An 8072-nucleotide genomic window follows, 5' to 3' on the forward strand; every position below is an offset into this window, starting at 1 on the left:
TTCAAGATCATTTTAAGTTGTTCACGTACCAGAGCATTGCCAGTCGAATACCTTCCACAATTTTAAACTCAGGTGCATAACCCAAATGTTGCTGGATTTTGGCAATACTGGCTTGTGAGTGACGTACATCCCCTGCACGGAAATCACGGTATACTGGATCACGATCAAACTGTACATCGTTAGACGCAAGCGCCTCTTGAATCGCACGATATAAATCATTCAATGTGGTGCGGTCACCGACAGCCACGTTATAAACCTGATTTTTCGCTTCATCCGATGCGGTTGCAGCCAAAATATTGGCTTGAACCGTATTGTCGATAAAACAGAAATCACGACTGGTTTCACCATCACCGTTGATGAAGACATCTTCACCGTTAATCATCGATGCTGTCCACTTTGGAATCACCGCAGCATAAGCACCGTTTGGATCTTGGCGTTTGCCAAAGACATTGAAGTAACGCAGACCAATCACTTTAAAACCGTAGCTACGTGCAAAGACATCAGCATACAGCTCATTGACATATTTGGTGACTGCATACGGCGACAATGGATTGCCAATATTTTCTTCCACCTTTGGCAATGCTGGATGATCACCATAGGTTGAGCTACTTGCGGCATAGGTAAAGCTGGCAACATCTGCATCACGTGCCGCAGTCAACATATTTAAAAAACCACTGATATTGGTGTCATTGGTGGTGATCGGATCGGCAATCGAGCGTGGTACTGAACCCAGTGCCGCTTGATGTAAGACATAGTCCACACCTGCACAGGCTTTTTGGCAATCTTCGAACTTGCGGATATCGCCTTCAATAAAGCTGAATTTCGCCCATTGTTCTACAGACACCAAACTTTGCACTTCATCCATGTTATGCTGATGACCAGTAGCAAAGTTGTCTAACCCCACCACAGTTTGATCAAGCTTCAGTAAAGTTTCTAAAAGATTTGAACCGATAAAACCAGCAACACCTGTCACCAGCCATATTTTCGGCTGAGCTTGCAGTTGCTCACATACCTGTTGATATTGATGCATGGGGTATGTCCTATTATAAACGAAGGTCAGATTCAGACTGACTTAATACATATTTCAAGTCATATAATACGTGATTGGCTTTACCCAGTGCACGAATAGCTTCCGCACTCATCTCTTTAAATTGCTCATGTGCCACCGCCAAAATCACAGCATCATATTGACCATTTTCGAGTGAAGCGACAGGCGTAATCCCATATTCGTGCTCCACTTCTGATGCATCTACCCATGAATCGTATACATCCGCCTGAATGTGATACTCCTGAAGTTCATGCACGATGTCGATGATTTTGGTGTTACGAATATCCGGGCAGTTTTCTTTAAAGCTTAAGCCCAGTACTAGAACTTTAGCACCTTCGACCTGAATCTTTTTCTTGAGCATGGCTTTAACAAGCTGAGTCACCACATAAGCACCCATGCCATCATTAAGACGACGACCTGCCAAAATTATTTCAGGATGGTAACCAATCGACTGTGCTTTATGGGTTAAGTAGTATGGATCAACGCCGATACAGTGACCACCCACCAGACCTGGACGAAACGGTAAGAAGTTCCATTTAGTGCCCGCTGCTTGAAGTACTGCTTCAGTATCAATGCCCATTTTATTAAATATCACAGCCAGCTCATTGATCAATGCAATATTGACATCACGCTGAGTGTTCTCAATCACTTTTGCCGCTTCAGCAACTTTGATACTGGATGCTTTGTGTGTCCCTGCATCAATGATCAAATTATACACTTCATCGACAAAGTCAGCGACTTCAGGGGTTGAACCTGAGGTAATTTTAAGAATATTGGTTACACGGTGAAGTTTATCACCGGGATTGATCCGCTCAGGGCTATAACCTGCATAGAAGTCTTGGTTAAAGGTCAAACCTGACACTTGCTCAAGCACAGGAATACAGACTTCTTCTGTCGCGCCGGGGTAAACAGTTGATTCATAAACGACGATATCACCTTTTTTCAGCACCTTAGCAATACTTTGTGATGCTTTAACAAGAGGTGTTAAATCAGGCTGTTTATATTCATCGATTGGGGTTGGGACAGTGACCACAAAAAAATTACAGTCTTTTAAATCCTCTAAATTTGAGCTGTAATTCAGTTGTGTCGAAAGAGCTAGCTCTTTGGGAAGGACTTCTAATGTATGATCTTTACCAGATTTCAGCTCATCAATACGTTTTTGATGAATATCAAAACCCATAACCGGAATTTTTTTACCAAATTCAACTGCTAGCGGCAAACCGACATAGCCCAATCCAATAATGGCAACTTTTACTTCCGAGAGCTTTAGCATCAATCTAAACCTTGAATTTTGATGAATCTAATAATATAAACTAAAGTAATAAATAGAATTACTTTACTGGGTATTTTATTATACTTTTACTAAAAAAAGTGCCCTGCGCCCGTATCCTTGATAAATATCATCCAATTTTAAGACTGCCACAATACTCCTCATACTCAAATTGTCACTGAAATTTCTCTGTACACGACAAAAATAGATAACTCATTGAAATAATGACATAATAATTGTTTTCTAACGACGAATACTATGACACATCTCAATGAGTTATATCTTATCTTAAACAAATATCTAAAATGGAACAAGTCACATTTAAAGTGCTTTGCGCTCATCATGCTTGTGATCATTTTAAAGCAAACATGTAATCTTTCTTCTGCATCTAAAGCCTTGCCCATCAAGTGCTTACCACAATCATTTTATTGAACCGTACCGGGTTTGTCGGAGACTTTTTTATTTAAGTTAGGCCACCTGACCTAACGGGTTAATCTTATCATAGTACATTGCTTCAAACTCAAAAGGCGATACATAACCCAGTGCACTGTGTACACGCTTTTTATTGAACCAATCTACCCAGTTTAGTGTCGCAAGTTGTACATCTGCTAAACCTTGCCAATCTGCTTTTAGATATTCAATCACCTCTGTTTTGTATAAGCCATTCACCGTTTCAGCCAAAGCATTATCGTATGAATCACCAGTCGTACCGACTGATGCTCGTAAATTTGCTGTTTCTAAACGATTGGTATAGCGAATAGAAAGATATTGAACACCTCTATCGGAATGATGAATCACATTCTTTGGCATGCCTCGATCGTGCAATGCTTGCTCAAGTGCATCGAGCACCATATCTGTATTCATCCGTGTAGATACTTTCCATCCAACAATTGCTCGTGAGAACACATCAATAATAAAGGCGGTATAGACCCAGCCTGAATGAGTTTGAATATACGTAAAGTCACCCACCCATAGTTGGTTTGGATGATCAGCATTAAAATTACGTTTCACTAAATCATCTGCTCTTTTTTGGTCATCTCGGCTACGGGTGGTTTGTTTGTTCTTACCTCGCCAAACACCTTGTATACCTAGCTTTTTCATTAATCGAGCAACAGTACAGCGTGCAATAATATAGCCTTCACGTTTCAGTTTTTGCCAGACTTTACGTACACCATACCGACCTGAACTTTCCTTCCAAATTCGTTTAATCTCCTCAGCATGATGCTCATCATGTAAATCTCGCTTTGCTCGATGTTCCCTTGCGAAGCAATGCTTCTCATCGCAGAGATCTAGAGTCCGGTAATAGGTTGAAGCTGCGATCGGTAAAATCCTACAAATCGCATCAACACCATATAAGTCTTTATTGTTATGGATGAAATCCACCATTATTTGTGTGGGCGGTCGAGCTCCGCCTGGGCGAAAAAAGCGGCTGCTTTACGTAGAATTTCATTGGCACGCTTTAATTCTTTAATTTCACGTTCCATTTGCTTCATTTTTTCTTGATCAGATATCTGTTGTACTTTAATAGGATTTTGCTGATCTAAATGCTTTTGATGCCAGGCACGAAGTGTTTCAGGAGTACAACCAATCTTAGGCGCAATTGCTGTGATTGCAGCCCAATTCGATGGATAATCTTTTTCAGATTCAATCAATAATTGAACCGCTCTTTCTCTGATTTCAGGGGTATATTTTAATTTTGTCATCGGGATAGTCTCTCAGAATATTGACTCTCCGACAAACCCGGTACGGTTCACTTTTAATTTTTAAAGCTTAGTACAACTAAGCCATGCTATAAATTTATTTAAGAGGCATAATATAGAAGGATGAACCTAGGCTAGCTATAAAACTTAGTATAGAATCTTATAAAAGATTTTATCTGCATTATTTGGCATATATTATTTTGCCTCATAGTATCTAAACATTATTTTTATAAAACAGGATTTAGAGTGAGTTACTATCGTTACAGTATTTTGTTAGCATTCAGTTTGGGTATGACTGGATGCGCAGTCACCTCGGGTCTACAAACAAATGACTTACCAAGTGAAGGTGTCTTTCAAACGGACCTTGGCACTACAGTAAATGTCATTAAACTCACTCAAGATTCAATTATGGCTGTTCAGCCCGCTGAACATAATATACAACAATATTCTCATCTTTTTAGCACATCACACAAACGTTATAATCTAAGCCCAGGTGATATTTTATCCATCTATTTATGGGCTTATCCAGAACTTACATCTCCGAGCAACAGCATTACTAGTGATCAATCTGCTCTAGCAAATGGCTTCCAGATCGACTCTGAAGGCTATATCCAGTTTCCAATTATTGGTCGTTATAAAGCCTCAGGCAAATCACTCACCCAAATCAATAGTGAGTTACGTAACCAGTTGTCACGTTACCTGAGAACCCCAGATGTGATTGCACGAGTATTATCATATCAAGGTCAACGTTATTCAGTACAGGGTAATGTAATGAAAGGAGGTCAATTTTACTTAAGTGACCAACCTGTCAGTGTTTATACTGCCTTAGGAATGGCAGGTGGTGTGAATGCACAGCAAGGTGATAATGCATCTATCACTCTGGTACGCCAGGGACGCTCATATAACTTAAATGCCGTTGAATTAGAAAAAGCTGGTTTTTCACTACATAATTTATTAATCCAGCCAAATGACACACTATATGTAAACAATCGTGAAAATCAAAAATTTATGTCATGGGTGAATCGGGTAAAAATCAATCCTTACCACTGCGTGATCAAGGCATGAGCCTGAGTGATGTACTTGGAGAGAGTCTGGGATTAAATCCACTTTCTGCCAGTCGTAGTAAAATTTATGTAGTACGAAGTCAATCTAATGCAGTCCACACTGAAGTCTACCAGATGGATTTGACCAGTATTGCCAACTTTGGTCTCGCGAATCAGTTTAAAATGCAGAGTAATGATATTGTCTATGTCGATGCTTCAGGACTAGCTCGCTGGCAACGTGTAATAAATCAAATCATTCCATTCTCTAGTGCCCTTAATCAGCTAGATAATTTAGGTAAATAATGAAAATTAATCATATTTTAGTGGTATGTATTGGTAATATTTGCCGCAGCCCGATGGCAGAATATTTTTTAAGACAGGAATACCCACACCTTAGAATTGAGTCTGCCGGTATTTCAGGTTTAATGGGGCATCCAGCGGATGAAAAAGCCCAGCTATGTATGCAACGATTGGGGATTGATATGAGTCCACATATTGCGAAAAAACTGAATGCTGAGCAGATTAAAAAAGCTGACCTAATTCTAGTTATGAGCCAAAATCAACAAAAACATATAGAGCAAACCTGGCCATTTGCTAAAGGCAAAACTTTTAGATTAGGACATTGGCAAAGCAAAAATATTGCCGACCCATATCAGCATGATCAAACAGTTTTTGATGAAACCTGTCAATTGATTCAAGACTGTATTGCTGACTGGAAAAAATATATTTAAGTTTTTTTGAAATTTTACTTTTTGATATTTAAATTATGAGCCAAACTACTAACACCGAAGATACCATTGATTTAAAAGAACTATTTTTTTCTTTAATTGCTCAATGGAAATTGATTGCACTATGCATTATTTTAAGTTTGGTCTGTGCCTTACTATATTTAAGAACCACGCCAGATACATATGCTGTAGATGCCCTAGTACAGGTAGAAAATAGTAAAGGAGCTTCGGCTGCGTTACTGGGTGATTTATCTAGTATGATTGAGCAAAAATCTCCAGCTGAAGCCGAAATTGAAATTTTAAAATCACGTTTGGTGCTCGGTGAGGTTATAAATCATTTAAATTTAAATATTCGTGTCTCGGGAACAGAAGACAGTTTCTGGAACCGTCTAATAGACAAAAACGAGTATGACACTGCTTACTCAGAAAAATCTGTAGTATTTAAAGACAATCAAAACAGTTTTGATATTCGCCAGTTTGATATCCCACAATATTTTCAGGATAAAAACTTAATTTTGAGTTTTTCAGACGATAAATATAACCTGACTGATGAGGAAACTGAACAGTTAGTTTTTTCTGCACCATTAAACCAAGTTAGCCAATCCTCATCTAAGTACGGTCTTTGGAAAGTAGGTATCTTTAGTCAAGATAGTTTCGATACCACTTATAATATTGAAAAGCTGAGTTTGCCTGCTGCAATGGAATTTATAACTAGCAATTACTCAGTGGCAGAAAAAGGTAAGATGAGTGGTGTTTTAGGTCTTAACTATCAAGGCGAAGATAAACAGCATATTACTCAAGTCCTGAATTCTATTTTATCGGCCTATAGCCAACAGAATATTGAACGACGTTCTGCAGAAACAGCGCAAACTCTTAAATTTCTTGAAGATCAGTTACCTGAACTAAAACAACAACTTGATGTTGCTGAGCGTGAGTTTAACCGTTTTCGTCAACAATATAATACTGTAGATGTGACTAAAGAATCAGAACTCTATTTAACCCAAAGTATTGCTTTAGAAACACAAAAGCCGAATTAGAACAAAAAGTAGCTGAAGCTTCAGCAAAATTTTTAGACGAACATCCTATAATGCTGCAAATGAATGCACAACTCAGTGCAATCAATAAAAAAATTGCAGAACTAGATGGTACTTTAAAACGTTTGCCAGAATTGCAGCGCCAGTATTTACAATTTTTTCGTGAAGTTGAAGTCAAGCAGCAACTCTATACAGGCTTACTTAATTCATACCAGCAACTTCGTATTGCTAAAGCAGGTGAAATTGGTAATGTACGTATTGTTGATACAGCAGTAGAACCAATAGAGCCAATTAAACCTAAAAAATTGATTGTTTTAATTTTATCACTGTTTGTCGGTGGTTTTATTGGTGTCTTACTGGCATTACTTAAAAATATGATGCGTTCAGGCATTAAAGATGCTACTCAGATTGAAAATGAGTTAGACTTGCCAGTATATGCCACTGTGCCTCGCTCTATAATTCAAGAAAGTCGTATCAAACTTCTGAAGAAGAAAAAGAATATCCCAATTCTTGCGGTTAAAGACAGCGATGATATTGCGATTGAAAGTCTACGTAGCATGCGAACTGCGATTCATTTTGCTTTGATGAATGCAAGTAACAATGTAATTGCAATTTCAGGCCCTGCTCCAGAAATCGGTAAATCATTCATTACTACTAACCTAGCAGCTATTTTAGCGCAAGGGGGAAAACGAGTTCTGGTCATTGATGGTGATATGCGTCGTGGTTACTTACATAAGTATTTCAATGCAGATATAAAACCGGGTCTATCTGAACTATTGAATCATCAAAATAGTTATGAGGATGTTGTTCAAAATTCTACAGTAGATAATCTGTACTATATCACTCGAGGTAAAAGTCCAGTCAACCCTTCAGAACTTTTGAGCACTGATCAGTTTAAAGCTATCCTAGAGAAGGCATCTGCTCATTTTGATTATGTGTTGATTGATACTCCGCCAGTACTAGCGGTGACTGATGGCATTATTATTGCTCAATATGCAGGAGTAAACTTATTAATTGCTCGTCATGGTAAAACACAAATTAAAGAGCTGGAAATTACTGTAAACCGTTTTGAACAAGCCAATGTAAAAGTCAATGGCGTGATTCTGAATGATGTACAAAAAGGGACGGTTGGTAGTTATGGCTATAATTATGCTTATGCATATAAGGCTAACAAGGATCAAGAATAGTCTGATATTTAATTTGGCGAATTAAAAAAACCAGCTATTGCTGGTTTTTTTATCTCTTTAAA

At 38.4% G+C, this 8072-nt stretch carries 4 protein-coding genes, 3 pseudogenes and 1 other annotated feature; of the genes and pseudogenes, 4 read left to right on the forward strand and 3 right to left on the reverse strand.

What is annotated here, in order from left to right; translation table 11 throughout:
* Positions 1 to 7 precede the first annotated feature (7 nt).
* A complete protein-coding gene (locus tag HGD77_RS15390) occupies positions 8 to 1030 on the reverse strand; it encodes an NAD-dependent epimerase/dehydratase family protein (protein ID WP_168730972.1) in 1023 nt (340 codons plus the stop codon).
* A 13-nt stretch (positions 1031 to 1043) separates the two neighbouring features.
* The gene (tviB, locus tag HGD77_RS15395; RefSeq protein WP_168730973.1) at positions 1044 to 2321 is read right to left on the reverse strand and encodes a Vi polysaccharide biosynthesis UDP-N-acetylglucosamine C-6 dehydrogenase TviB; all 1278 of its coding nucleotides are present in this window, start codon (positions 2319 to 2321) and stop codon (positions 1044 to 1046) included.
* 255 nt (positions 2322 to 2576) lie between these two features.
* On the opposite strand from tviB, the pseudogene HGD77_RS15400 reads away from it, so the two are divergent.
* Positions 2577 to 2747, forward strand: a pseudogene (locus HGD77_RS15400) (IS4 family transposase); the annotation flags it as partial.
* Between the two features lie 39 nt (positions 2748 to 2786).
* Here the strand turns inward: HGD77_RS15400 and HGD77_RS15405 are convergent.
* A protein-coding gene (locus HGD77_RS15405; protein WP_168730974.1) for an IS3 family transposase occupies positions 2787 to 4021 on the reverse strand; the annotation gives its coding sequence in 2 pieces (ribosomal slippage) (positions 2787 to 3745 and positions 3745 to 4021; 1236 coding nt in all).
* Positions 3630 to 3746: a sequence feature (AL1L pseudoknot), on the reverse strand. Its footprint overlaps the gene before it by 117 nt.
* Before the next feature lie 288 nt (positions 4022 to 4309).
* Between HGD77_RS15405 and HGD77_RS15410 the strand changes: the two are divergent.
* The 3 genes and pseudogenes from HGD77_RS15410 (at position 4310) to HGD77_RS15420 (ending at position 8010) form a co-directional block, all read left to right on the forward strand.
* Positions 4310 to 5364, forward strand: a pseudogene (locus tag HGD77_RS15410) (polysaccharide biosynthesis/export family protein).
* Positions 5364 to 5792, forward strand: a complete 429-nt coding sequence (locus tag HGD77_RS15415) for a low molecular weight protein-tyrosine-phosphatase (RefSeq protein ID WP_168730975.1) — start codon at positions 5364 to 5366, stop codon at positions 5790 to 5792. The pseudogene HGD77_RS15410 and the gene HGD77_RS15415 overlap by 1 nt, the downstream one beginning before the upstream one ends.
* 35 nt (positions 5793 to 5827) lie before the next feature.
* Positions 5828 to 8010, forward strand: a pseudogene (locus HGD77_RS15420) (polysaccharide biosynthesis tyrosine autokinase).
* The last annotated feature ends 62 nt before the right edge of the window (positions 8011 to 8072 follow it).

The organism is Acinetobacter sp. NEB149 (genome assembly GCF_012516415.1).
GTDB classification, from domain to species: Bacteria; Pseudomonadota; Gammaproteobacteria; order Pseudomonadales; family Moraxellaceae; genus Acinetobacter; species Acinetobacter lwoffii_V.